The 22,727-nt window shown below is 68.5% G+C and carries 19 protein-coding genes; 13 read left to right on the plus strand and 6 right to left on the minus strand.

The features are described from left to right. The first annotated feature begins 17 nt into the window (after window positions 1-17). From L3V85_RS18850 to L3V85_RS18880, 7 genes are all read left to right on the plus strand, one after another. A complete protein-coding gene (locus tag L3V85_RS18850) occupies window positions 18-2,657 on the plus strand; it encodes a DUF2169 family type VI secretion system accessory protein (protein WP_237674269.1) in 2,640 nt (879 codons plus the stop codon). Further along, on the plus strand, window positions 2,654-3,790 hold the full coding sequence (locus L3V85_RS18855) for a pentapeptide repeat-containing protein (RefSeq protein ID WP_237674270.1): 1,137 nt from the start codon (window positions 2,654-2,656) through the stop codon (window positions 3,788-3,790). Before L3V85_RS18850 ends, L3V85_RS18855 begins: the two co-directional genes overlap by 4 nt. Further along, window positions 3,787-4,539 carry a DUF3540 domain-containing protein gene (locus L3V85_RS18860; protein WP_237674271.1) on the plus strand — a complete coding sequence of 251 codons (753 nt, stop codon included), beginning with the start codon at window positions 3,787-3,789 and terminating at the stop codon, window positions 4,537-4,539. Before L3V85_RS18855 ends, L3V85_RS18860 begins: the two co-directional genes overlap by 4 nt. A 33-nt stretch (window positions 4,540-4,572) precedes the next feature. Continuing rightward, the gene (locus tag L3V85_RS18865) at window positions 4,573-4,959 is read left to right on the plus strand and encodes a DUF4150 domain-containing protein (RefSeq protein ID WP_237674272.1); all 387 of its coding nucleotides are present in this window, start codon (window positions 4,573-4,575) and stop codon (window positions 4,957-4,959) included. Window positions 4,960-5,114: 155 nt separating this feature from the next. Then, entirely contained in the window at window positions 5,115-6,395 is a 1,281-nt protein-coding gene (locus tag L3V85_RS18870; protein ID WP_237674273.1) for an HlyD family secretion protein, read from the plus strand. Between the two features lie 42 nt (window positions 6,396-6,437). Beyond that, window positions 6,438-7,742, plus strand: coding sequence for a hypothetical protein (locus L3V85_RS18875; RefSeq protein ID WP_237674274.1), 1,305 nt, complete (start codon window positions 6,438-6,440; stop codon window positions 7,740-7,742). Beyond that, window positions 7,730-11,164 carry an efflux transporter outer membrane subunit gene (locus L3V85_RS18880; RefSeq protein WP_237674275.1) on the plus strand — a complete coding sequence of 1,145 codons (3,435 nt, stop codon included), beginning with the start codon at window positions 7,730-7,732 and terminating at the stop codon, window positions 11,162-11,164. Before L3V85_RS18875 ends, L3V85_RS18880 begins: the two co-directional genes overlap by 13 nt. A 3-nt stretch (window positions 11,165-11,167) precedes the next feature. Here the strand turns inward: L3V85_RS18880 and L3V85_RS18885 are convergent, their stop codons facing one another. Further along, window positions 11,168-11,476: a YciI family protein gene (locus L3V85_RS18885; protein WP_237674276.1), complete on the minus strand. Its 309-nt coding sequence runs from the start codon at window positions 11,474-11,476 to the stop codon at window positions 11,168-11,170. A 152-nt stretch (window positions 11,477-11,628) separates the two neighbouring features. Between L3V85_RS18885 and L3V85_RS18890 the strand changes: the two genes are divergently transcribed. After that, a complete protein-coding gene (locus L3V85_RS18890) occupies window positions 11,629-12,027 on the plus strand; it encodes a GNAT family N-acetyltransferase (RefSeq protein WP_237674277.1) in 399 nt (132 codons plus the stop codon). Between the two features lie 114 nt (window positions 12,028-12,141). Here the strand turns inward: L3V85_RS18890 and L3V85_RS18895 are convergent, their stop codons facing one another. Both L3V85_RS18895 and L3V85_RS18900 read right to left on the minus strand, forming a co-directional pair. Beyond that, on the minus strand, window positions 12,142-13,551 hold the full coding sequence (locus L3V85_RS18895; protein WP_237674278.1) for a sensor histidine kinase: 1,410 nt from the start codon (window positions 13,549-13,551) through the stop codon (window positions 12,142-12,144). Beyond that, window positions 13,544-14,251, minus strand: coding sequence for a response regulator transcription factor (locus L3V85_RS18900; RefSeq protein ID WP_237674279.1), 708 nt, complete (start codon window positions 14,249-14,251; stop codon window positions 13,544-13,546). The genes L3V85_RS18895 and L3V85_RS18900 overlap by 8 nt, the downstream gene beginning before the upstream one ends. A 179-nt stretch (window positions 14,252-14,430) precedes the next feature. On the opposite strand from L3V85_RS18900, the gene L3V85_RS18905 reads away from it, so the two are divergent. The 5 genes from L3V85_RS18905 to L3V85_RS18925 are packed head-to-tail and all read left to right on the plus strand — an operon-like array spanning window position 14,431 to window position 20,970. After that, window positions 14,431-15,585, plus strand: coding sequence for an efflux RND transporter periplasmic adaptor subunit (locus tag L3V85_RS18905; RefSeq protein ID WP_237674280.1), 1,155 nt, complete (start codon window positions 14,431-14,433; stop codon window positions 15,583-15,585). Next, the gene (locus L3V85_RS18910) at window positions 15,578-18,673 is read left to right on the plus strand and encodes an efflux RND transporter permease subunit (protein ID WP_237674281.1); all 3,096 of its coding nucleotides are present in this window, start codon (window positions 15,578-15,580) and stop codon (window positions 18,671-18,673) included. The genes L3V85_RS18905 and L3V85_RS18910 overlap by 8 nt, the downstream gene beginning before the upstream one ends. Before the next feature lie 19 nt (window positions 18,674-18,692). Next, window positions 18,693-20,207: an efflux transporter outer membrane subunit gene (locus L3V85_RS18915; RefSeq protein ID WP_237674282.1), complete on the plus strand. Its 1,515-nt coding sequence runs from the start codon at window positions 18,693-18,695 to the stop codon at window positions 20,205-20,207. Then, window positions 20,204-20,578 carry a RidA family protein gene (locus L3V85_RS18920; RefSeq protein ID WP_237674283.1) on the plus strand — a complete coding sequence of 125 codons (375 nt, stop codon included), beginning with the start codon at window positions 20,204-20,206 and terminating at the stop codon, window positions 20,576-20,578. The genes L3V85_RS18915 and L3V85_RS18920 overlap by 4 nt, the downstream gene beginning before the upstream one ends. Further along, window positions 20,575-20,970 carry a hypothetical protein gene (locus L3V85_RS18925; protein ID WP_237674284.1) on the plus strand — a complete coding sequence of 132 codons (396 nt, stop codon included), beginning with the start codon at window positions 20,575-20,577 and terminating at the stop codon, window positions 20,968-20,970. Before L3V85_RS18920 ends, L3V85_RS18925 begins: the two co-directional genes overlap by 4 nt. Here L3V85_RS18925 and L3V85_RS18930 read toward each other — a convergent pair. Genes L3V85_RS18930 through L3V85_RS18940 form a run of 3 tightly spaced genes read right to left on the minus strand, consistent with a single transcriptional unit; the run spans window position 20,934 to window position 22,682 of the window. After that, entirely contained in the window at window positions 20,934-22,007 is a 1,074-nt protein-coding gene (locus tag L3V85_RS18930) for a phospholipase (protein ID WP_237674285.1), read from the minus strand. The genes L3V85_RS18925 and L3V85_RS18930 overlap by 37 nt on opposite strands. Continuing rightward, window positions 22,004-22,417, minus strand: coding sequence for a type II toxin-antitoxin system VapC family toxin (locus tag L3V85_RS18935; RefSeq protein ID WP_237674286.1), 414 nt, complete (start codon window positions 22,415-22,417; stop codon window positions 22,004-22,006). Before L3V85_RS18935 ends, L3V85_RS18930 begins: the two co-directional genes overlap by 4 nt. 7 nt (window positions 22,418-22,424) lie before the next feature. Then, window positions 22,425-22,682 carry a type II toxin-antitoxin system Phd/YefM family antitoxin gene (locus tag L3V85_RS18940; RefSeq protein ID WP_237674287.1) on the minus strand — a complete coding sequence of 86 codons (258 nt, stop codon included), beginning with the start codon at window positions 22,680-22,682 and terminating at the stop codon, window positions 22,425-22,427. Between the last annotated feature and the right edge of the window lie 45 nt (window positions 22,683-22,727).

The following is a 22,727-nucleotide window of genomic DNA, read 5'->3' on the forward strand; positions in this document are numbered from 1 at the left end:
CATTCCTCTTCCCGCCAATGAAAACCGTCAAGCCGCTGCGGCTGAGCGTGATCACGCGCCCATTTCTGCGCCAGGCCGAACAGCGCCTGGCCGTCACCACGCTGTGCATGGTCTCGATGAACGCCAAGCCCGTGCTGACACCCGAGCCCGAGTTCTGGAAGACGCTGTCCGAGGAACTGGGGCCGGCCACGGCCATCGACCTGGGCATTCCCAAGGTCCGCGCCGAAATGCTCGCGACCGGCTTTGCCTACACCGCGCACCAGCAGGAGAAGACGTTCTGCGCCGCGCGGCTGCAGGTCGGCAACTTGGAGAAAGACCTGGCGGTGTTCGGCGACCGCTTCTGGATCGGCGCACGCCCTTCGCCGCCCCAGCCTTTCGAGGCGATGCGCATCGACTGGACGCACGCCTACGGCGGCCCCGGTTTCGCCGACAACCCGCTGGGCCGGGGCCACGGCATGGAAACCGTCAACGGCCATGAGGTGCAACGCGTACCCAACATCGAAGACCCGGCGCATCGTCTGCATCATCCCGGCGACCGGCCGGAGCCCGCGGGCTTCGGTCCGCTGGACATCGCATGGCCGCGCCGCCTGCGGCTCATCGGCAAGCAGTACGACGGGCACTGGCGCGAAAACCTGTTCCCGGGCTTCGCCGAAGACATGGACTGGCAGCTCTTCAATGCCGCGCCCGCCGACCAGCGTTTTCAAGACGCAGCCGAGATCGCGCCGGGCACGCCCTACACGGTGTGGAACATGCACCCCGAAACGCCGATCCAGCAGGGCCGGTTGCCGCAATGGCGCGCGCTTGCCGTCATCGCCCGGCATCGCCTGCCCGGCCAGATAGAAGAAGTGCCGCAGCGGCTGACGACCGCATGGTTCTTTCCGCATCTCGAGCGCGTGGTGCTGGTCTTCCACGGCGAGACGCGCATCGACGAAGACGACGCATCCGACATCTCGCACGTGATGCCGGCACTGGAAGCCGTCGGCCAGCCGCGCGGCCTTGCCCACTACGCGACCGTGCTGCACCAGCGCTGCGATCCGGAAAAAGGCGCGCTCTTCATGTTCCGCGACGACGAGCTGATGCCCGACGAAGCCATCGGCCCCTGGCTCGACCAGCCCGGCACCGGCGACTCGGCGCTGGTGCGCAACATGCGCGAACGCGGCGCGCAGGCCCGCGAGGACCTGAAGCAGAAAGCGATGGCAGCCGGCCACAAGGCGCGCCACTTCAACGACCGCCGCCTGCCCGAGCCCTTCAGCAGGATGCCCACGCTGCGCGAGCTGCCGGACTTCGTCGAGCAGGCCGACCGCCATGCGCGCGCCCAGCGCGAACAAGGCGCCGTCGAACGCGAGCGCCTGCAGCGCGAGGCCGATGCCAACGCCAAGGAATCGATGAAGGTCGGCTTCGACACCGGCAAGCTGGTACGCGAGCACGACGCGATGCGCCCCAAGGGTCCGCCGCAGGTAGACAGCGCGGAACTGCTGCGCGGCTTCGAGGGCATTCCCGCCGCGACCGGCACCGCGCCGCTGCCCGAGCGCCAGGTCGAGGCGATGCGCAAGCTGGCGCGGGATGCCGAACGCGGCCTGCTCGCGCTGTACCGCGGCTCGGCGCAACACCAGTCGCCGATCGATGCGCCGAGCGACGAACGGCAGGCAGCCCTGCGCGTAAAGGTGCTGTCGATCCTCCAGGCCAACCGCGATTTCACCGGCATGGACCTCACGGGCGCCGATCTCTCGGACATGGATCTGCAAGGCGCCTGCTTTCGCCGCGCGCTGCTCGAAGGCGCCGACCTGCGCCGTGCCCGCTGCGAAGGCGCGGACTTCAGCGAAGCCGTGCTGGTGCGTGCACAGCTCTCCAGCGGCGACTTCACGCGCGCCATCTTCCGCGACACCAACCTTGCCGGCATCCATTGCGAGCAGGCCGGTTTCTCGCATGCGCTGTTCGAAGGCGCCACCTTCGAGAAGCTGAAGTTCGTGCGCTGCGACTTCTCGTCGGCCCGCCTGCATCACCTGCACGTGATCGAATCGCAACTGCTGCATTGCCGCTTCGACGCGATCGATGCCGCCTACATCGGCTTTCTTTCCGACGTGGCCATCGAAGACTGCAGCTTCCGTGGCGCGCGCCTTGTGAAAGCGGGCTTCCTCGGCTGCCGCGTGGCCGGGCTCGACTTCACCGGCGCCGAGCTCGAAGCCTGCGCCTGGACCCACATGAACTGCGACGAACACATGAGCTTCGCGCGCGCGCTGCTGCGCACCACCTGCTTCGCCGGCAACAGCAGCCTGCGCAACGCCGACTTCGAAGAAGCCACGCTCGTGCAATGCAGCCTGCGCGAGATTCCGATGGAGGGCGCGCGCTTCGTGCGCGCGACCCTCGATACCTGCGACCTCTCCTCTTGCAACCTCACTGCCGCCGACCTGGGCGCGGCGCAGACGCCCGAGAGCCTTTTCATACGCAGCAACCTGAGCCGGGCCTCGCTGCGCGCCGCCAATCTCATGAACGCCAATTTCAACAAGGCCCGCCTGCTGTCGGCCGACCTGCGCGAGGCCAATCTCTTTCGCGCCGACATGTCCCAGATCGTGATCGACGACGTCACCGAGACGCGCGACGCCTACATCGTGCACACCAAGACCGTGCCGGCCGCGCGGGCCGCCGCCGTCGAATGAGCCCGCAGGCGCTGGTTGCCAAGGTCCGGGGCGGCGAAGCATTGCAGGGAGAAGACTTCAGCGCGATGGCGCTCGATGGCCTCGACCTGTCCGGCGGCTTGTTCAGCGAATGCCGCTTCGCGCAAGCCGGCATGGCGGGCGTTCAGCTGGCGGATTCCGTGTTCGAGCGCTGCGTCTTCGACGGTGCGATGATGGACGGCGCGCAGCTCGGCAAGACATCTTTCCTGCGCTGCAGCCTGCGCGAGGCACGGATGCTCGCATGCCGGTGGGAAGGCACGGTCGTCGCCGAATCCGACCTGCGCGGCGTGCTTGCCGACGAATCGGTGTTGCTGGAAGCCGCCTTCCAGGACTGCGAGTTCGGCGGTGCGCGCTTCGTGCATGCATCGGTCACGAAGACGATCTTCAACGACAGTCGCATGGGCAACGCCGACTTCGGCGAGGCGGCCTTCACGACCGGCGTGTTCTTTCGCTCCGACCTGCGCGAGACCGGCTTTCGCGGCGCGAGCTTCGACAACGCGATCTTCACCGAGGCCGACTTGCGAGGGCAGTCGTTCGCGGGCCAGTCGTTCCAGCGCAGCCAGTTCATCGATGCGCGCATGTCAGGCTGCGTGTTCGACGACGCACGCCTGGTGCAGTGCAACTTCAAGGGCGCGGCGCTCGACGACGCGCGCATGCAGCGCGTGCACGCACCGCAGTCGCTGTTTCCGCAGGCCGACATGCGCCGCGCGGATTGCCGAGCAGGCCTGTTCGACCAATCGCTGTGGATCGACGCGCAGCTCGGCGACGCCGACTTTTCCGACGCACGGCTCGAACAATGCGTGTTCCACCGCGCGCGCTGCGAGCGCACGTCTTTCGCACGCAGCCGGCTGGTGTATGCCGACTTTTCGTATGCGGACCTGCGCGCCGCCAGCTTCGAGAAAGCCTTCTTCCAGCGCACGCAGATGCATCGCAGCATGCAGACCGGCACGCGCTGGAGCGACCGCATCGGCGTGCTCGACGCCGACCCCGAACTCTTCGAGGCCGAGCGCGTGGCGTGGCAGCGCCCGCAACGCGCCGTGCGCCTCGACCGCGACGCGCAGGGACTGATGCGCGCGCAGGATCTCCCCTCCACCGACACCAAGGACACCGCATGACGATGGCATCCAGGACATCTTCCAACGCGCCCGCCGTGCCGGCGGACGGCGGCGACGAAAGCGAACTCGCGCCGCTGCTGCGCAAGGCGGCGGCCCCGAAACAGCAACCAGGGCAGCAACCAGGCGGCATCGTCATGGCCACGGTTTCTGTCGCCGAAGCCGAGGATGGTTTCTGCGAGGTGATGCCGATGCACGGCCATCGCACGCTGCGCTGCCGCCGGGCCGCTAGTTGCCTGCTGCTGCCCGCGCCGGGCGACACGGTGATGGTGGCCGGCCCGAACGATGAGGCGCTCTACGTCATCGCCGTCGTCGCGCAGGCAGACAACCGCCAGACGACGCTCGCCGTGAATGGCGATCTGAAGCTGCAGTCGCGCCACGGCGGCGTCGCCATCCAGGGCGCGGGCGCGATCGACCTGCAATCGGACACCGCCATCGCGACCCGCTCGCCGCAATGGACGCTCGCGGCCGAGCGCGCGCAGTGCACCGTGTCCGAGCTGGACTACCAGGGCGCCGAGGTGCGCTTCAGCGTGCTGGTGTCGCGCTTCGTCGGGCGCGCCTGCGAAGTGGTGCTCGACCGGCTGCACCTGCTCACGCGCTCGAGCTTTCGCATCACCGAAGAAGTCGAGCAGGTGCGCGCGGGCCAGATCGACATGCAGGCCTCGCGCACGCTGCGCCTGCATGCGAAGAACACGCTCGTCACCAGCAAGGAGCTGGTGAAGGTCGACGCCGAGCAGATCCACATGGGTTGAACCACCCACCACCGATTCGAAGGAGCTTCACGCATGTTCGCCAACGCACAGATGATGGGCATGGACCTGGCCTTTCCCGATGTCTGCAAGACGCCGCCGGCCATTCCCATCCCCTACCCCAACTTCGCGCTCGGGCCCACGGCCATTCCCAACGCCTGGAACATCCTCTACGGCGGCACGCCCGCGCACAACCTCGCAACGACCACGCCCATCACCAACGGCGACAACGCGGGCGTGCTCATGGGCGTGGTGTCGCAGACAGTGATGGGGCCCTCGCGCCACATCACCGGCGCGTTCACCGTGTTGCTCAAGGGTTCGCCGTGCACGCGCATGACCAGCCTCACGGTGCAGAACCGCAGCAACATCGTCGGCATGCGCATCGTGCCGAGCCAATTCAAGGTGCTCGTGCTCGCGCCCTGAGCGCACATTCGGTTGCTTTTGTAAGCGGAAATAGTTCACTTTTGGCATGTGTATTGCTGCGCTGCAGCAAAGCAGATGGCATGCCCCAATGATGTGCCACGACAGCGGAGACGAGGGTCCTGAAAAGCCACCACGTCATCGATTGCGAGGCGCCAATGAACGCAAGCACTGTCCAGGAATCGCACCACATCGCGAAGGCGGAATCTTCCGCATGGCATGAACGCTGGAGGCGATGGCGCGGGGGCACGGCGGAGTCGCTGGTGCCGCGCATCGCGGGCTACGCGCTGCTGGCCTTCGTGCTGTGGCTCGTCGTTACCACGCTCATCCAGCCGCTGGTGTCGCGGCAGGCCACGCGCACCGTGCTGCAGGCGCCGGTGACGCTGGTCACCTCGCCCATCAGCGGCGTGGTCACGCGCATGACGGTGCGCGCGCTCGACAAGGTCGAGGCCGGCGCGGTGGTTGCCACGGTGCAGAACCCGACCATCAACCGCGACATCCTCACCACCCTCACCACGCAGCGGCTCGCGCTGCAAAGCCAGGTGGCGCAGCTCACGAACCAGATCAATGCATCGAGCGACGAACTGCAGTTCGTGGAGCAGCAGGTCAAGCTGTATCGCACCGCGTCGATGGCGCAGACGCGCGATGCCTGGCAAGTGGCGCAACGCCAGCGCGAAGTGGCGCAGTCCAACGTGGCAGAGCAGGAGCAGAAGGTGCGCCGCACCTCCGCCATGCTCGACGAAGGCGCGGTGAGCCCGCAGGCCATGGACGCCGCGCAGGCGCAGTTGAGCACCTCGCGCGCCAACGCGGCGGTTGCCGAGCAGGCCTACACGGGGCTGGGCCAAAGCATGGCGAGCGCGAGCCGTGGCGTGTTCGTGGGCAGCGGCGGCGCCAGCGTCTACCAGACGCTCGCCAACCGGCGCGAAACGCTGAGCGGCGGCATCGAGCGCGCGCAGCACGACAGCGAAGCCCTGCGCCAGCAATTGCGCGAAGTGACCGCGCTGGAGGCCGAGGAGCGCAGCCGCATCGACCGCATGGCCGCCTTCGAGGTGCGTGCGACACAGCCGGGCCAGGTGAACTCGGTGCTGATGCCGCAGGGCAGTTTCGTGCCGCAGGGCGCCACATTGGTGCGCATGACCGACTGCAGCCGCATCGAAGTGGTGGCGGTCTTTCCGCCGCGACTGGCAAAGAAGCTCAACATGGGCTCGACCATTGCCGTCAAGACCGACGATGGCCGTCCTGAAGTGTCAGCACGCGTTACCCAGTTGTTGCCAGTTGCGCCCGAAGATTTCCAGAGCCGCTATGCGGTGCCCTTCCCTTTCGCCGAACAAGGCTCTGTGTACGCGGTGGCGCGCGTCGAATCGGACAACCCGGTGTGGATAGCGCAGCGCGGTCTGTGCGCGCCGGGCAAGGTGGTGTCGGCAAGGCTGGCCTCCTAGCAGCACGCGCAGCAGCAGTCCTCGACGCCGATGAGGCCGACGATGGATCACGCAAAGCTTCTTCGACGATGCGCCTTGGCGATGGCGACGATGCTGTGTCTGCACGCGCAGCAAGCGCCGGCAGCAGACGGCACCGCGCGACAGGCGCTCGCCCAGCAAAGCTGCGACGGCCTGCGCCGCGCCGTGGCCTTCAGCAGCCGCGGCGATGCGTCGACGCCGCTCTTCCTGCCGAGCTACCGCACCGATGCGCAACTCGCGGGCGTGCCCGATCTGGCACCCAGCCTCGCGAACGTCGCCTTCGCCTACGACAACGCGCTGGCCGGCATCGCATTGATCGCATGCGGCGACACGGCGTCGGCGCGGCGCATCGCTGATGCGATGGTGCTGGCCGTCGAGCATGACCCGCACTATGCGGACGGCCGCATCCGCAACGCCTATCGCGCCGGCCTGCTGGCCGATACCAAGCCCGTGCTTGCCGGCTATTGGGACGCGGACAAGAACCAGTGGATCGCCGATGCCTACCAGGTCAGCACCGCGACCGGCAACATGGCGTGGGCCGCGCTGCTGCTGCTGAACGTCGACCAGTCGGCGCCCTCCCCGCGTTACGCCGCCGCCACCGCCAGGCTGCTGGACTGGATCGAGAAACGCACGCGTTCGAGTGTCGCGCCCGACGGCTACAGCGGCGGCTGGTATGGCTGGGATGACAAGCAGGCCGCGCAGACCTGGAAGTCGACCGAGCACAACATCGACATCGCCATGGCCGCCGCATGGGTCGCCCGCTCCGGCGCGCACCCCGAGCAGAAGCGCCAGGCCGCCACCGCATTGGCCTTTGTCGCGCGCATGTGGAACACCAGCGAACAGCGCTTCCACATCGGCACGCAGGCCGACGGTGCCACCGTATCCACCACGGCCTCGGGCCTCGATGCACAGCTGTGGCCGCTGCTCGCCGCGCCGCCGGGCCATTGCGCGTGGCAGGCCGGGCTTGCGTGGGTCGATGCCAACCACCGCTTCGGCGCGGGCTACGGCTTCTCGCGCCAGCCCGACGGCATCTGGACCGAGGGCAGCGCGCAGGCCGCCGCGACGCTGTTGGCCGTCAAGGGATCGGCGCCCGACGCGCTGTGGCAACTGCTGGCCTCGCAGCGCGCGCCCAACGGCCTTTACTACGCCACGCCAAGCCCGCGCATATCGACCGGACTGGCCATCGGCCCCGACTCCAAGGGCCCCGACTTCTTCTACTACCGCTGGCCCCACCTGGGCGCCACGGCCTGGATCGCACTGGCCGCCAAGGGCTGGAACCCGTTCACCGGAACTACCACCGTCGCAGGAGCAAAGCCATGTTCGAACTGATCGATACGCCCGAGTTCAGGGTCAATCTGATGGTCGTGGGCCTGGCCCTGATCATGGTCTTCCACGCGCGCGCCGACCGCGCATCGCACCGCGTGCTGTTCGGTTTTCTCACCGCGCTGGTGCTGGTGCGCTATGTGGCGTGGCGGCTGTCCGAGACGCTGCCGCCGGCGGACCTGGGCTTCGGCACGCTGATGGGCTGGGTGTTCCTGGTGTTCGAGATGGTGTCGATCCTCTACACCCTGCTGTCGATACAGATGCTCTCGCGCCGCCGCGACAACCACGCGCAGGCGGATGCCGGCGAGGCCATGCTGCGCAAGCGCGGCGCCGACGTGCCGGCCGTCGACGTCTTCATCTGCACCTACAACGAAGAGATCGGCGTGCTCGAAAAAACCATCCTCGCCGCGCAGGCCATCGACTATCCGCATGTGAATGTCTGGGTGCTCGACGACACCCGGCGCGACTGGCTGCGCGACTACTGCGCGCGCAAGGGCGTGCACTACGCGCGCCGGCCCGACAACACGCATGCCAAGGCGGGCAATCTCAACAACGGCCTGCGGCAGTCGGCCGGGCAGACCAACGCGCCCTACATCCTGGTGCTCGATGCCGACTTCGCGCCGCATCGCAACATCGTCTACCGCGTGCTTGGCCTCTTCGAGGATCCGAAGTCGAAGGTGGGCCTGGTGCAGACGCCGCAGTTCTATTACAACGCCGACCCCATTCAGCACAACCTGCGCGCCACCGACAGCTGGGTCGACGAGCAGCGTGTTTTCTTCGACGTGCTGCAGCCCGCCAAGGACGCGGCCGACGTGGCGTTCTGCGTGGGCACCTCGTTCATCGTGCGGCGCGACGCCATCACCGCCGCCGGCGGCTTTCCCACGGGCAGCGTGTGCGAGGACATCTACACCACCTACACGCTGATGCGCTTCGGCTGGGTCACGCGCTGGCTCAACGAGCGGCTGTCGAACGGGCTGTCGGCCGACAGCGTGATCGACTACATCAACCAGCGCAGCCGCTGGTGCCTGGGCACGATCCAGGTGGCGCTGCTGCGCGACGGCCCGCTGCGCGGCAGGGGCTACAGCTTCGCGGCCCGGCTGCATTACGTGCACGGGCTGCTGCACTGGCTCACCAAGCCGTTCATTCTGCTGATACTGGCCGCGCCCGCGCTCTACTGGTACACCGGCGCCTCGGCCTTCCATGCGACGCCGCGGGCCTTTGCCATGTACGGCCTGCCGCCGCTCGTCATGTTCTGGGGCTACACCTACTGGATCAGCCAGCGACGCTGCCTGCCGGTGTTCACCGAGGTGACGCAGATCGTGGCCGCGATGGCCGTCACCCGCACCATCGTCTCGTCGCTGATCCGTCCCTTCGGACGGCCCTTCAAGGTCACGGCCAAGGGACAGGACCGCTCCCGGACGGTGGTGCACTGGAACCTCGTCGCGGTGTTCGGCGCGTTGATCGTCGCGATGGAGATGGGCGCGCTGGGCGCCATCGGCGGCTCGATGACCACGGGCGACATGCTCAACGTGGTGTGGACCTTCATCGCCACCGTCTACTGCCTGGCCGCGCTGATCGCCTGCATCGACCGCCCGCGCCCGGAACACGACGAGCGCTTTCCCTACGACGCGGCCACCACCGTGCGCAGCGCCGCCGGTGTGGGCACCGCGCGCTTCATGGAGATCGCGGGCGACGGCGCACGGCTGTGCAACAGCGCTTCGCTGGGCCGCATCGCCATCGGGCAGGCGCTGGACATCCACGTCGATCATGTCGGCTGGGTCGCCGCATCGGTGACCGGCCGCTCCGACGCCGGCACCGAACTCGCCTTCGCGCACGACGAAGCGGTGCACGACCGGCTGGTGCGCCACGTCTTCAGCCTGCCGCCCAGCCATGTGGCCACGCAGGTGAAGCCGGGGCGCGCGGTGCTGGCCTTCATGGACAGCGCCGGCTGGCGTGTGCCGACGATGCCGCGCATGCTCGTGAGCAGCGCGCCGATGCTGACGGTGCTGCTGGTCGCCGTGCTGGTGCTGTCCGGCTGCAACCTCACGCCGCCGCTGAAGCCCGCCGAGGTCGATGTGCCCGTGCAATGGGCCGAGGGCAAGGCCGGCACCGATGTCGCGCCCATGGCCTGGCAAAGCTTCGTGCGAGACGACGAACTGCGCGGCCTGATCGCCACCGCGCTCGCACAGAACCGCGACCTGCGCGTGTATGCCGCAAAGGCCCGCGAAGCCCGCGCCGTGTACGCCGGCACGCGTTCGAGCCTGTTCCCTGAGATCGGCCTTGTGGGTTCGGCCGGACGGGGCAACCAGATCACCTCGCTCAGTTCCACCGGCGTCGTCACCAACAGCCAGGTGGTCGGCAGCGTCGGCAATACGTACGCGGTGCAGGCCGGCATCACGGCCTATGAGCTGGACTTCTTCGGCCGCGTCGATTCGGGCGTGAAGCAGGCAGGCTCGCAGGCCGTGGCCAGCGAGCGGGACTTTGCCGCGGCGCGCATGAACCTGGTGGGCGAAGTGGCGAACGCCTACCTGACGCTGCGCGCCGACCGCGCGCTGCTCGCGCTGGCCGAATCGGACTTTGCCACCCAGACCGACAGCACGGGCGTGATGGAGCGCGCCCGCAAGGCGGGCGGCACGTCGGACCTCGACCTGCTGCGCTCGCAGTCGCTGGTGCAGCGCGCTTCTGTCCAGCGCGAGGAATTCCGCATGCGCGTGGGGCAGGACCTGCAATGGCTCACGGTGCTGGTCGGTCAGCCGGTGCCGGTTTCCACCGGCACGCGACGCCCGTGGCCCGATCGCGCGGTGGCCGACGTGCCTGTGGGCCTGCCCGCGAGCCTGCTGCAGCGCCGGCCCGACCTGCTGGCCGCCTATGCGCGGGTCGAGGCTGCCAACTCGGGCATCGGTGCGGCCAAGGCGGCGTTCTATCCGAGCTTTTCATTGACCGCCGTGGGCGGCGGCCTCAGCAGCGAGTTCTCAAGCCTGCTGAATTCGGGCAACCGCAGCTGGGCCACGGTGCTCGGCGTGTCGCTGCCCATCTTCGACTGGGGGCGCCGCTCGGCCAACCTGAGCGCCAACGAAGAGCGCCTGGCCGCCGCGATGGCCGGTTATGAATACGCCGTGCAGCAGGCGTTGCGAGAAACCGCCAACGCGCTGATCGCCGACAGCCACCTGCGCCCGCAACTCGAGGCGCAGCAGGCGCGCGTGCTGTCGCTGCAGCGGGTGGCGGCCATCTCGCGCACGCGCTTTCGCAACGGGCTCGAAGACTATTTCGCCGGTGCCGACGCGCAGCGCGAGCTGTACATCGAGCAACGGCAGTGGATCGAGCTGCAACTCAAGCAGGCGGTGAACACCGTGAGCCTCTACAAGGCGCTGGGCGGGGGCTGGGAAGATGCACCGGCGCCCGTGGCCGCGGCAACCGCACCTCGGTGATCGTCAGGCCGCCGAGGGCTCCGCAAACCAGGCCTCGGCCCAGCCCTGCCGCTTCACCGGATTGAACTCGGTGAAGGTGAAGCTCGCGAGCTGCTCGGTGTGGAAAGGGTCTTGCGCGAAGAAGGCCTCCAGCGCCTTGAGCGATTCCGCACGGGCCAGCATGAAGCCGCCGGTCGCCGGCACCTTGGGGCCGGAGCAAAGGAGCAGGCCGGCGTCGTAGCCCAGTTGCAGATAGGCGCGGTGCGGCGCCACGGATTGCTGGATTCTTTCGAGCGGAACGAGGTAGTCGATTTCGACGATGAAATGCTTCATTGGGGGGCATGCGGGTCTGAGTACCGAGAGGCGTAGCAGCGACCGTGCCTGTTATGTTCGGCGCGAAGGACCTCATCATGGAATGGCATCAATAAAGCTTCGACGCACTGAGCACGCGCGACCTGTACCTGATCCTGTCGGCGCGCAGCGAGGTGTTCGTTGCGGAGCAGCGCTGCATCTACCTCGACCCGGACGGCAAGGACATGCAGGCCCATCACCTCTACGCGCTCGACGGCGGACAGCTTGTGGCCTATCTGCGCCTGGTGCCGCCGGGCGTGTCGTACCGGGAAGCCTCGATCGGGCGCGTGCTGACGGGCGCGGCGCATCGCGGACAGGGGCTGGGCCAGGAACTGCTGACACGCGGCCTTGCCCACGCCGGGGCGCTGTGGCCCGGCGCCGCGCTGCGCATCGGCGCGCAGCTCTATCTTCGGAAGTTCTACGCGTCGTTCGGGTTCGTCGAGGTCGGCGAGCCCTATGACGAAGACGGCATTCCGCACATCGAGATGCTGCTGCCGCGCACTATTCCGCCTTCACCCCCGCCGTGCGAATGACCTTGCCCCACTTGGTGGTCTCCGACGCAATGAACGCGTCGAACTCCTCGGGCGCGGCGGCCACGCCGATCAGCCGCATCTTGCCGGCTTTCGCCTGATTGATGAGCCCGCGTCTCAGCGCGCCAGCCGCAACCGCATGTCGAAGCGTGCCCCGCCCCCCACCTCGTTCGCCGCCTGGATGCGCCCCCCATGCGCATGCACCACTGCCTGCGACAACGCCAGCCCCAGCCCGAGCCCCGGCGTCTTCTCGTCCGACCGCGCGGTGGCGCCGCGATAGAAGCGCTCGAACAGGTGCGGCAACTCATCGCCGCGAATGCCCGGCCCGTGGTCCGACACGCTGAGGATTGCCTCGTTCGCCTCCAGGTCGGCGCGCACGCTCACGCTCACCACCGTGCCGGGCGGCGAGAACTTGAGCGCGTTGTCCAGCAGATTGGCCAGCGCCAGGCTCGCCGCGCCGCGCGCCACCCGCGCGGCCACCGGCGGCGAAGGCTCCAGCACCAGCGACAGGCGGCGTTCCCTGGCCATCGGTTCGAGGCGCCGCACCGCGTCCTCGGCCAGCATGTTGAGCGACACTTTTTCGGCCGCGTCGCGCTCCTGGCCGGCGTCGATCCGCGCGAGCACCAGCAGCTCTTCGACCAGCAGCGTGAGCGACTCCACCTCTTCCAGCGACGAATGCAGCGTCTCCACGTAATCGGCCGGATCGCGCGGCCGGCGCAGCGCGAGTTCGAGCTCGGTGCGCAGGCGCGACAGCGGCGAGCGCAGCTCGTGCGAGGCGTCGGAAGTGAAGCGGCGCTGTGCCTCCATGCCGTTCTCGATGCGACTGAGCATGTCGTTGAGGGTGTCGACCAGCCGGCCGATCTCGTCGCGCGTGCCCGGGTGCGGCAGGCGCTCGCCCAGGTTAGCGTCGCTGATGCGCCGGGCCTGCTGCACCACGTCGGCAATGGCGCCGAAGGCGCGGCGCGTGATGAGCGCCCCCGCCGCGGCCAGTGCCAGCAACAGCGAAATGCCCAGGATCAGGAACAGCACGCTGGCCAGCCCCAGGGTGCGGTTCACGTCGTCGAGCGAGCCCGCGACCTGCACCGCCAGCAGCTTCTGCCGCCCGGGCACGGGCACCGACACCATGCGGGTCGGCTCCTCGCCGAAGCCGTCGAGCGTCTCGAACACGGTCTCGCCGGCGGCCAGCCGCTCGCGCAGCACGGGGGGAATGGGCAGTTGCGCCTCGCCCAGGTTGCTGCTGCGCGCGAGCACCCGGCCGTCGGCGTCGACGATCTGCACCAGACGGTCGAGCCGCACGAACGAAGGCGCGGCCGGGCCGGGCGGCGCCTCGTGCACGATGACCGCGTCGCCATCGCCCGCCGACAGCAGCATGCCCAGCTCGGTCTCGGCCAGCGCGAGCAGCGCCGCGTCGAGCTCGCCGTGCACGTTGCGCGAGAACACGAAGTAAGAGCCGAAGGCGGCGATCGTCATCACCACCACGATCACGCTGACATGCGCCAGCGCCAGCCGCCTGCGGAAACTAAGCATGGCCGGTGCCGCCGCTGCTGCCGGTGTCTTCGGCCAGCGCCAGCCTGAAGCCGCGCCCGCGCACGGTGTGGATCAGCGGCGGCGCGGGCGGCGCGTCGACCTTGCGGCGCAGATTGCCGATGTGCACGTCGATCAGGTTGTCGATGGCGATCAGGTCGTCCTTCCAGACCTGCTCGGCCAGCCGGGAGCGGCTCACCACCTCGCCGGCATGGCGCAGCAGGATCTGCAGGATCGCGAATTCCTTGTGCGTCAGGTCGAGCACCATGCCGCCGCGCAGCACCCGCTGGCTCAGCGGGTCCAGGCTCAGGTCGGCCAGCGTGAGCACCATGGGCCGCATGATCTCGGAGCGCCGCAGCAAGGCGCGCACGCGGGCCAGCAGTTCGTCGAAGGCGAAGGGCTTGGTCAGGTAGTCGTCAGCGCCGGTGTTCAAGCCGGTGACACGGTCGCCCAGGGCGTCGCGGGCGGTGAGCATCAGCACCGGGGTCTTGCAGCCGCGCTGGCGCAGGTCGCGGCACAGGGTCAGGCCGTCCTTGCCGGGCAGCATCCAGTCGAGCACGATCAGGTCGTAGGCAATGACGAAGGCTTCCTCGTCGCCCTCCTCGGCCGTGTGCACCACATCGACCACGAAGCCCTCTTCCTGCAGCCCGCGGGCCAGCAGGCGCGCGGCCTTGCGGTCGTCTTCGATCAACAGAATTCTCATCGGGGTGGATCATGCCGCGCCCGGCGGGCGCCCGGGCCCCGATTCTGAAGAAAACTTCAGGATTTCTTGGGAGCTTCTTCAGTCGTGCTTTCGTAACCTTCCTTGGGGCGACGGGGCAGATCAAGGGCATGGAAAGGGATTCCGTGCGCAGTGCGTCCGGCCCCAACGGATGTCCTGAGATGAAGAAAAAATCCCTCTACCAGATCACGCCTGCGCGCATCTTCTTCGGCGTGCTGACGTGCGCGGCGCTGTGCGTCGACTCCTTCGACAACAACGCCCATGCGGCCACCGTGGCCGCCACCGCCCCCGCGCCGATGCTGGTTCGCCAGGGAAACCGGCTGACCGTGCCCGAAGGCTCGCCGCTGCGCGACCGGCTGCGCGTCGCCACGGTCGGCGAACAGGCCTCGCCGCACGACGTGAGCCTGCCCGCCACGGTAGAAGCCAACCCGGCCAGCACCGTCAACGTGCTGCCGCCGCTGACCGGCAAGCTGGCCGAGCTGAAGGTGCGCCTGGGCGACACGGTCAAGCGCGGCCAGGTGCTGGCCACGATGACCTCGCCCGACCTGGCGCAAGCCGTGTCCGACGCCCAGAAGGCCCGCGACGCGCTCGACCTGGCGCAGCGTGCGCTGGTGCGTGCGCGCGGCGTGAACGAGGCCGGCTCCAACGCCGCCAAGGACGTGGAAGCCGCCCAGAGCGCCGTCGCGCAGCAGACAGCCGAGCTGCGCCGCAGCGAAACGCGCCTGCGCAGCCTGGGCGCGGACGGCAGCGGCGCGCAGGCCGGCCAGCTGCTGAAGATCGTCGCGCCCATCTCGGGCACCGTCACCGCGCTGAACGCCGCCGCCGGCGCCAACCTGAACGACGCCACCGCCACCCTGATGACGGTGGCCAACCTCGACTCGGTCTGGGTGACGGTGAACGTGCCCGAGAACGTGGTGGGCGCGGTCGCGCCCGGCCAGAACGTGACGGTCTCGCTGGCCGCCTTCCCGGGCCGCCGCTTCACCGGCAAGGTCGGCTTCGTGAGCGCGGTGCTCGAAGCCGACACGCGCCGCGCCAAGGCGCGCATCGTGTTCGCCAACCCCGAGGGGCTGTTCAAGCCCAACATGTATGCGACGGCGGTGCTCGGCGTGCCGCAGGCGGCGCAGCCGCAGGTGCCGGCCTCGGCGCTGCTGATGAACAACGACGCCGTGAGCGTGTTCGTCGAGGCCGAGCCCTGGACCTTCGTGCGGCGCATGGTCGAGCTGGGCCGCGAGGACGGCGACCAGGTGCGGATTCGCAGCGGGCTGAATGCCGGCGAGCGCGTGGTGGTGCGTGGCGGTGTGCTGCTGAATGATTAATCTCATCATCACCCAGTTCTTTCGCCGCAGACACCTGGTCTGGGCGATGTCCATCGCGCTGGTGCTGTTCGGCGCCTGGTCGTGGACGCAGATGACGGTCGAGGCCTATCCCGACCTGGGCGACGTGACGGTGCAGGTCACGACCCAGGTCAACGGCCTGGCTTCGGAAGAAATCGAGCAGCAGATCACCACGCCGCTGGAGCGGGCGCTGAGCAACACGCCCGGGCTGGCCTCGATCCGCTCGAGCAGCACCTTCGGGCTCTCGCTGATCACGCTCACCTTCAAGGATGGCACCGACGACTACTTCGCGCGCCAGCGCGTGACCGAGCGCATCGGCCAGGTCTCGCTGCCTTCGGGCGCGCAGCCCGGGCTCGACCCGGTGGCGGGTCCGGCGGGCGAGATCTACCGCTACACGCTGGAGTCGGACACCAAGAACCTGATGGAGCTGTCGGAGATCCAGCGCTGGATCGTGATTCCCGGGCTGCGCCAGGTTGCGGGGGTGGTCAACATCACCAACTTCGGCGGCTTCACCAAGGAGTTCCAGCTCGAGCTCGACCCCGCGGCGCTGCAGAAGTACGGCCTGGCGCTGAGCGACGTGGTGACGGCCATCAACAACAACAGCGCCAACGCCGGCGGCGGACGCATCGCGCGCGGCGAGCAGAGCTACGTGGTGCGCGGCATCGGCCTCATCACCTCGCTGGACGACCTGGGCGCGGTGGTGGTGTCGCAGTCCGGCGGCTCGCCGGTGCTGGTGCGCGACCTGGGGCGCCTGCAGTTCGGGCACCAGGAGCGCGGCGGCATCCTGGGCAAGGACAGGAATCCCGACACCATCGAAGGCATCGTGCTGATGCTCAAGTACGAGAACCCCTCCAGGGTGCTCGAGGGCGTGCACAAGAAGATCGACGAGCTGCAGGCGCAGCTTGCGCCCATGGGCGTGAAGATCGTGCCCTACATCGACCGCGACGACCTCGTGAAGCTCACGGTCGACAAGGTGACGCACACGGTGCTCGAAGGCATGGCGCTGGTGTGCTTCGTGCTCATTCTTTTCCTGGGCAGCCCGCGCAGCGCGGTGGTGGCGGCCGTGGCGATTCCGATGTCGCTGGTCACGGTGTTCATCGTGATGCACTTCACCCGCATGCCGGCCAACCTGTTCTCGCTGGGCGCGATCGACTTCGGCATCATCGTGGACGGTGCCATCGTGGTGATGGAAGCCATCCTGCGCAGGCGCGAGGAAGAGCCCCACGCCACGCTCACCGAGGGCAACATCCTCGAGACGGTGAGCCATGTGTCGGGGCCGATCTTCTTCGCCACGCTGATCATCATCACGGCGTACTTTCCGCTGTTCGCCTTCGAGCGCGCCGAGGGCAAGCTGTTCAAGCCGATGGCCTTCACCGTGGGCTATGCGCTGGTGGGCGCGCTGCTGTGCGCGATCACGCTGATTCCCAGCCTGGCCTACGTGGCGCTGCGCAAGCCGATGAAGCCCTTCGTCAACAAGCCGCTGGTGTGGCTCACCGGCGCCTACCGCCGCGTGCTGGGCCATCTGCTGCGCGTGCCGGCCATCGCCTATGCGCTGAGCATCGCCGCGCTGGCCGCGGTGGCGATCCTGGGGGCCACCGCCGGCCGCGAGTTCCTGCCAGACATCGACGAAGGCGCGCTGTGGCTGCAGGTGCAGCTGCCCTCGGGCCTGTCGCTGGACAAGGCCAGCGAAATGACAGCGGAGCTGCGCCACGTGCTGCTCGAGTACCCCGAGGTGTCCTACGTGGTGACGCAGCTGGGCCGCAACGACGACGGCACCGACCCCTGGACGCCTTCGCACGTGGAAGTGCCCGTGGGCCTGAAGCCCTACAGCGAGTGGCCCGCCGGCGTGAACAAGGCCGCCTTCGTGCGCACGCTGAACGAGCGCTTCTCGAAGATGCCGGGCTTCGACGTAGGCATCAGCCAGCCGATCATCGACGGCGTGAACGACGCCGTGGGCGGCGCGCACAGCCCGCTGGTGCTGCGCATCTACGGCGACGACCTGAAGGAAAGCCGGCGCATCGGCAACGAGATCGTCGACCTGCTGCACACCGTGCGCGGCACCGCGTCGGCCTCACTGTTCCAGGAGCCGCCTATTCCGCAGGTGGTCATCAAGCTCGACCGCGAAGCGGCGGCGCGGCTGGGCGTGAACGCGAACGACGTGGCCAGCCTGGTGCAGACCGGCATGGGCGGCGCGCCCGTCATCACCGTGTACAGCGGCGACCGCACCTACAACGTGACCGTCAAGCTGCCCAAGTCGGCCAAGAGCGGCACCGAGGCCATCGGCTCGCTGCTGCTCAACGGCGCGGGCGGCGCCAAGATTCCGCTGTCGCAGGTGGCCAGCGTGAAGCTGCAGACCGGCGAGAGCACCATTTCGCATGAACTCAATTCGCGCCAGATCACGGTGCGCATCGACAACCGCGGCCGCGACCTGGCGTCCTACCTGGTGGAAGCCCAGGACCGCATCGCCAAGGACGTGAAGTTCGACCACGCCAAGTTCAGGCTGCAATGGGCCGGCCAGTTCGAGAACCAGCAGCGGGCGCAGGCGCGGCTGGCGGTGTCGCTGCTGATCGTGGTGTCGATCATGGCCGTACTGCTGTTCTTCCAGTTCGGAAAGATCCGGCACGTGGCGCTGATCCTGGGCGTGGTGCCGATGGCCACGCTGGGCGGGCTGATTGCAGTGCACGTGGCCGGAGAAACGCTCAACGTGGCCACGGCGGTGGGCTTCATCGCGCTGTTCGGCGTGTCCATACAGAACGGGATCATCATGGTCGCGAACTTCCGGCGCGTGCGCGGCGAAGGGCTGGCGCTGGAAGCCTCGGTGCTCGAAGGCGCGACCGAGCGGCTGCGGCCGGTGCTCATGACGGCCACGGTGGCGTCCATCGGCATGTTGCCGGCGGCGCTGGCCACGGGCGTGGGCACCGACGTGCAGCGGGGGCTGGCCACGGTGGTGGTGGGCGGGCTGGTGGTGTCGACGCTGCTGACGCTGTTCATCTTGCCGACGCTGTTCTTCGCGCTGGAGCGCCTGTTCGAACGCAAGGGCTGGGGCGTGCGCTCGCGCCGCGACCGTTGAGCAAGGCAGGGAAATCATCATGATCAAAAAGACAAGCCTTGCAACGCCCGTGGCGGCCGGCATCGCGCTGCTGCTGGGCGGCTGCGCGGCCGGGCCCGACTATGTGCGGCCGCCGCTGAACCTGCCGACGCAGTACACGTCCGCGCCCGCCAGCAGCACCGAAGCCGAGGGCGTGCCGCTGCCCCGCTTCTCGCCCGACCTCGACGTGCCGGCCCAGTGGTGGCAGGCCTTTCGCTCGGAGCCTCTGAATGCGCTGGTGGTGCAGAGCCTGGCCGGCAACCCGACCATCGAGGCGGCCGATGCCGCGCTGCGCGTGGCGCAGGAAAACGAGGCCGCCGACCGCGCCGCCTTCTGGCCCACCGTGGCGCTGGGCTACTCGCCCACGCGGCAGCGCGTGGCCGGCGCGGTCGCGAGCCCGGTGTCGTCGAACGCCAACCTCTACACGCTGCACACCGCGCAGGTGACGGTTTCCTACACGCCCGACGTGTTCGGCGCCACGCGCCGGCAGGTGGAAGGCGCGCAGGCACAGACCGAGCAGCAGCGCTTCCAGACGCTGGCCGCGAAGCTCTCGCTGAGCAGCAACGTGGTGGCGGCTGCAATCACCGAAGCCTCGCTGCGTGCCCAGCAGCGCGCCACGCAGGCGATCATCGCGGACCAGAAGGAAGTGCTGCAGGCCTACCGCAAGCAACTGGGCCTGGGCCAGGTCGCCGTGGCCGACGTGGATGCGCAGGAAGCCTCGCTGGCCGCCACCGAAGCCACCCTGCCCCCGCTCGACAAGCAACTGGCGCAGCAGCGCAACCTGCTGGCCACGCTGGCCGGGCGCTACCCCAGCGAAGGCGTGGCGGCGCATTTCGAGCTCGACGCGCTGCAGTTGCCCGGCGAGCTGCCCCGGACGCTGCCCTCCACGCTGGTCGAGCACCGGCCCGACGTGCGCGCCGCCGAAGCGCAGCTGCAGGCCGCCAGCGCCGCCATCGGCGTGGCGGTGGCCGCGCGGCTGCCCAACGTGACGCTGGGCGCGAGCTACGGATCGTCGGCCTACACGCTGTCGCAGCTCTTCAAGTCGTCGTCCCTCTTCTGGAGCTTGGCGGGCAACGTGACGCAGACCGTGTTCGACGGCGGCGCGCTCAAGCACCGCGAGGCGGCTGCCCGCGCCTCGTTCGACCAGGCCGGCGCGCAATACCGCGCCACGGTGCTGAGCGCCTTCCAGGACGTGGCCAATGCGCTCGAAGCCATCGACGCCGACACCCGCGCGCTGCAGGCCGCCGTCAAAGCCGAACGCACCGCATCGCAGAGCCTGGCGCGTACGCGCACGCAGGTGCGGCTGGGCGACGCAAGCCCGCTGGCGCTGCGCATCGCGCAGCAGGCCGAACAGCAGGCGCTGCTGAACCTGGTGCAGGCGCGCGCGCTGCGGCTGACGGATGCTGCAGCGCTGTTCCAGGCGCTGGGCGGCGGCTGGTGGAACGCGCCGCCGGCGCAGCTTGCCGACTCTTCTTCTCCTGTTTCTCCCAACGCATCGAAACCCGCATTGCCATGAACATCATTCGCCACGAGATGGGTCCCCGCTTCAGCGAGATGGTGACCGTCGACCTGGGCACCGCCCGTCTGATCTACCTGTCGGGCCAGGTGGCGGAGAACCCGTCGCTCGACATCACGGGCCAGATGCGCGAGATCCTGCAGCACATCGACGCCATGCTCGCCACGCAGGGTGCGACCCGCAAGGACCTTGTGAGCGTGACGATCTACCTGCGCACCGTGGGCGACTACGAAGCCATGAATTCGGTGTGGGACGAATGGGTGCCGGCCGGCCACACGCCTGCGCGCGCCACGGTGGGTGCCAAGCTGATCGATTCGGAATACCGCGTCGAGATCCAGGCCACGGCGGCCATCGCAGGGGCCGCGCCGTGACATCCGCAGCGCGCGCCGTGGTGCTGTGCGCGCTGGCGCTGGGCGGCTGTACTTCGTTCGACGCCTATTCCTTCGACCACTCGGCGCATGCGGCCGGCTGGCGTGCCGCGCAGGTCGTCGAAGTGGGCCGCATGGCCGATTTGGCCAGCACCGCCGACCGCGACTGCGGCACCAACGGCGGACCCGATGCGCCCTATGCCGTCGTGCGCTTTCGCAACGGCGGCGTGCGTTCTCGCTCGCTGGGCACCGGCCGGCTGCCGGCCGGCGTGGTGCCCAAGGTGGGCGACAAGGTGGAAGTGAACATCCTCGACTGCGCGGCGCCGCTGGCCATTGCCGGGCACGCGAGGCCGGCGGATCAGAGCGGAAGCGTCTCTGGCACGCCGTCGCGCTGAAGCCAGTCCTGCAGTTCGTCGGACAGCCGCTGGGCCTCGCGCGTGGCTCGGCTCCAGGCGTCGATGCGCGCCTGCGCGTCGTTCGCGAAGCGGATGAAGTCCTTGCGATCGGGCAGCTTGCCGTTGGGCAGCGATTTCACCCATTCGGGATCGGGCGCGAGCACCACCATGCGGTCGAGGAAACCGCTGGCCTTGTGGCGCCAGCGCAGCCCCTTGTCGAGCCAGCCCGGCACCACCGCCTGCTGGAAATGCGGATACAGCACCAGGCCGTCGTCGGCCGGCTGGTAGTCCAGGTGCAGGTGGTAGTCGGTGATGCCGCCGTCCCAGTAGGCGCCGCGCGGCGCGCCCGGGATGTCGTGCACCGCCGCCAGCAGGAACGGAATGGAGCACGAGGCCTGCAGCACCATGTTGAAGTTGGCTTCGCTCAGCGCATGCTGGCGCGTGCGGAAGTCGCGCGTGCCGAAAGGCAGCGCAGCGCCGGGCGTGGAAAACACGCAGCGCTCCAGCCAGGCGCCCAGCCCCTTGCGGTTCAGGCTGTTGGTGGCAAAGGCACCCAGGTAGCCCACCGGCGTGCGCGCCTTGCCCTCGCGCCCTAGGATGTGGCGCCCGCGCGAAGTCACCACGTGCAGCCGGTAGCGCGGATGGCTCAGCACTTCGGCAATGCGCCCGCCGTAGAAATCGTCCAGGCTCTCCGCGAAGCGCTCGCTGAGCTGCCGCGGACTGAGCCGCTTCTGCCCCGGCGGCACCTCGAACTGCTGGCGCACGTAGTCGTGCTCGAAACGCTGAAACGCCGCCTCCGGGTCCGACAGGCAGGCCGTCGACAAACGCCACGCGCCAATCGAGGCGCCCACCAGGTGCACCTGCTGGCTGCTCTGCGTGAGCCAGCGGCCGAAGATGAAGCGGTCGAGCGGCCCGAGGATCAGCCCCTTGGGCCCACCCGCCGCACCGGGAATGGTGCGCACGTCCTGCGGACGCAGGCCGTGCTGCTCGATGTGCTTGCGGGCCGCGGGGCCGGCGTAGATGCGCAGGGCTTTCATGCCCGCTCGTGCTCGAAGGGGTTGAGTACGTCGACGCCGAACCCTGTGAAGTCCGCCACGTTGCGGGTCACCACGGTCAGCGCATGCTGCTTGGCCGTGGCTGCAATCATCGCGTCCTCGTAGAGCGTGTTCGAGCTGCGGTGCATCAGCTTGGCCCAGAGCCTGAAGGTTTCCGCGTCCATGGGAAGGACGTTGTACGACGCAGCGACCAACGAGGCCCACTGTTCGATCTCGTTGGCCTTGGCTGCGTCCTGCTCGCGAGTGAGCTCGATGCCGGCCTGGATCTCTCCGAGCGTCACCGCCGAGAGATGAAGATCGCTGTCCGCAATGGGTGTGAGCCACGCAACCACCGCGCCATGCGGACGCGGCCTGCGGAGTTCGGAAATGACGTTCGTGTCCAGCAGGTACATGGCGGCCTCAGCGCATCGGCGTGATGCTGCGCCTGCGCGCGGCACCCCGCTGGGGAACCAGGAACTCGGTGCGTGCTTCGGTCGAGAGCAGCAAGTCCTTGAGCGAAGGCTTGGCCGTGGCGTGCAGACGCCGCCATTCCGCTGCCGGAACGAGCACGGCTACCTCGGCGCCACGCTTGGTCACCATCTGCGGTCCTTCGACCAGAGAAGCCTCGAGAAACTCGCTGAAACGCGCCTTGGCGTCCTGTACCGGCCAGGTTTTCATGGCAATCACCCATCAGACTAGTTAGATGACTAGTTTAACGGGTGA

Origin of the sequence: Variovorax paradoxus, from assembly GCF_022009635.1 — a bacterium.
In the GTDB taxonomy this organism is placed as follows: domain Bacteria; phylum Pseudomonadota; class Gammaproteobacteria; order Burkholderiales; family Burkholderiaceae_C; genus Variovorax.

What these genes read in the sequence shown, in the direction of transcription:
- L3V85_RS18850 (WP_237674269.1), top strand. Translation starts at nt 18, where the DNA reads ATGAAAACCGTCAAGCCGCTGCGGCTGAGCGTGATCACGCGCCCATTT.
- L3V85_RS18855 (WP_237674270.1), top strand. Translation starts at nt 2,654, where the DNA reads ATGAGCCCGCAGGCGCTGGTTGCCAAGGTCCGGGGCGGCGAAGCATTG.
- L3V85_RS18860 (WP_237674271.1), top strand. Translation starts at nt 3,787, where the DNA reads ATGACGATGGCATCCAGGACATCTTCCAACGCGCCCGCCGTGCCGGCG.
- L3V85_RS18865 (WP_237674272.1), top strand. Translation starts at nt 4,573, where the DNA reads ATGTTCGCCAACGCACAGATGATGGGCATGGACCTGGCCTTTCCCGAT.
- L3V85_RS18870 (WP_237674273.1), top strand. Translation starts at nt 5,115, where the DNA reads ATGAACGCAAGCACTGTCCAGGAATCGCACCACATCGCGAAGGCGGAA.
- L3V85_RS18875 (WP_237674274.1), top strand. Translation starts at nt 6,438, where the DNA reads ATGGATCACGCAAAGCTTCTTCGACGATGCGCCTTGGCGATGGCGACG.
- L3V85_RS18880 (WP_237674275.1), top strand. Translation starts at nt 7,730, where the DNA reads ATGTTCGAACTGATCGATACGCCCGAGTTCAGGGTCAATCTGATGGTC.
- L3V85_RS18885 (WP_237674276.1), bottom strand. Translation starts at nt 11,476, where the DNA reads ATGAAGCATTTCATCGTCGAAATCGACTACCTCGTTCCGCTCGAAAGA.
- L3V85_RS18895 (WP_237674278.1), bottom strand. Translation starts at nt 13,551, where the DNA reads ATGCTTAGTTTCCGCAGGCGGCTGGCGCTGGCGCATGTCAGCGTGATC.
- L3V85_RS18900 (WP_237674279.1), bottom strand. Translation starts at nt 14,251, where the DNA reads ATGAGAATTCTGTTGATCGAAGACGACCGCAAGGCCGCGCGCCTGCTG.
- L3V85_RS18905 (WP_237674280.1), top strand. Translation starts at nt 14,431, where the DNA reads ATGAAGAAAAAATCCCTCTACCAGATCACGCCTGCGCGCATCTTCTTC.
- L3V85_RS18910 (WP_237674281.1), top strand. Translation starts at nt 15,578, where the DNA reads ATGATTAATCTCATCATCACCCAGTTCTTTCGCCGCAGACACCTGGTC.
- L3V85_RS18915 (WP_237674282.1), top strand. Translation starts at nt 18,693, where the DNA reads ATGATCAAAAAGACAAGCCTTGCAACGCCCGTGGCGGCCGGCATCGCG.
- L3V85_RS18920 (WP_237674283.1), top strand. Translation starts at nt 20,204, where the DNA reads ATGAACATCATTCGCCACGAGATGGGTCCCCGCTTCAGCGAGATGGTG.
- L3V85_RS18930 (WP_237674285.1), bottom strand. Translation starts at nt 22,007, where the DNA reads ATGAAAGCCCTGCGCATCTACGCCGGCCCCGCGGCCCGCAAGCACATC.
- L3V85_RS18935 (WP_237674286.1), bottom strand. Translation starts at nt 22,417, where the DNA reads ATGTACCTGCTGGACACGAACGTCATTTCCGAACTCCGCAGGCCGCGT.
- L3V85_RS18940 (WP_237674287.1), bottom strand. Translation starts at nt 22,682, where the DNA reads ATGAAAACCTGGCCGGTACAGGACGCCAAGGCGCGTTTCAGCGAGTTT.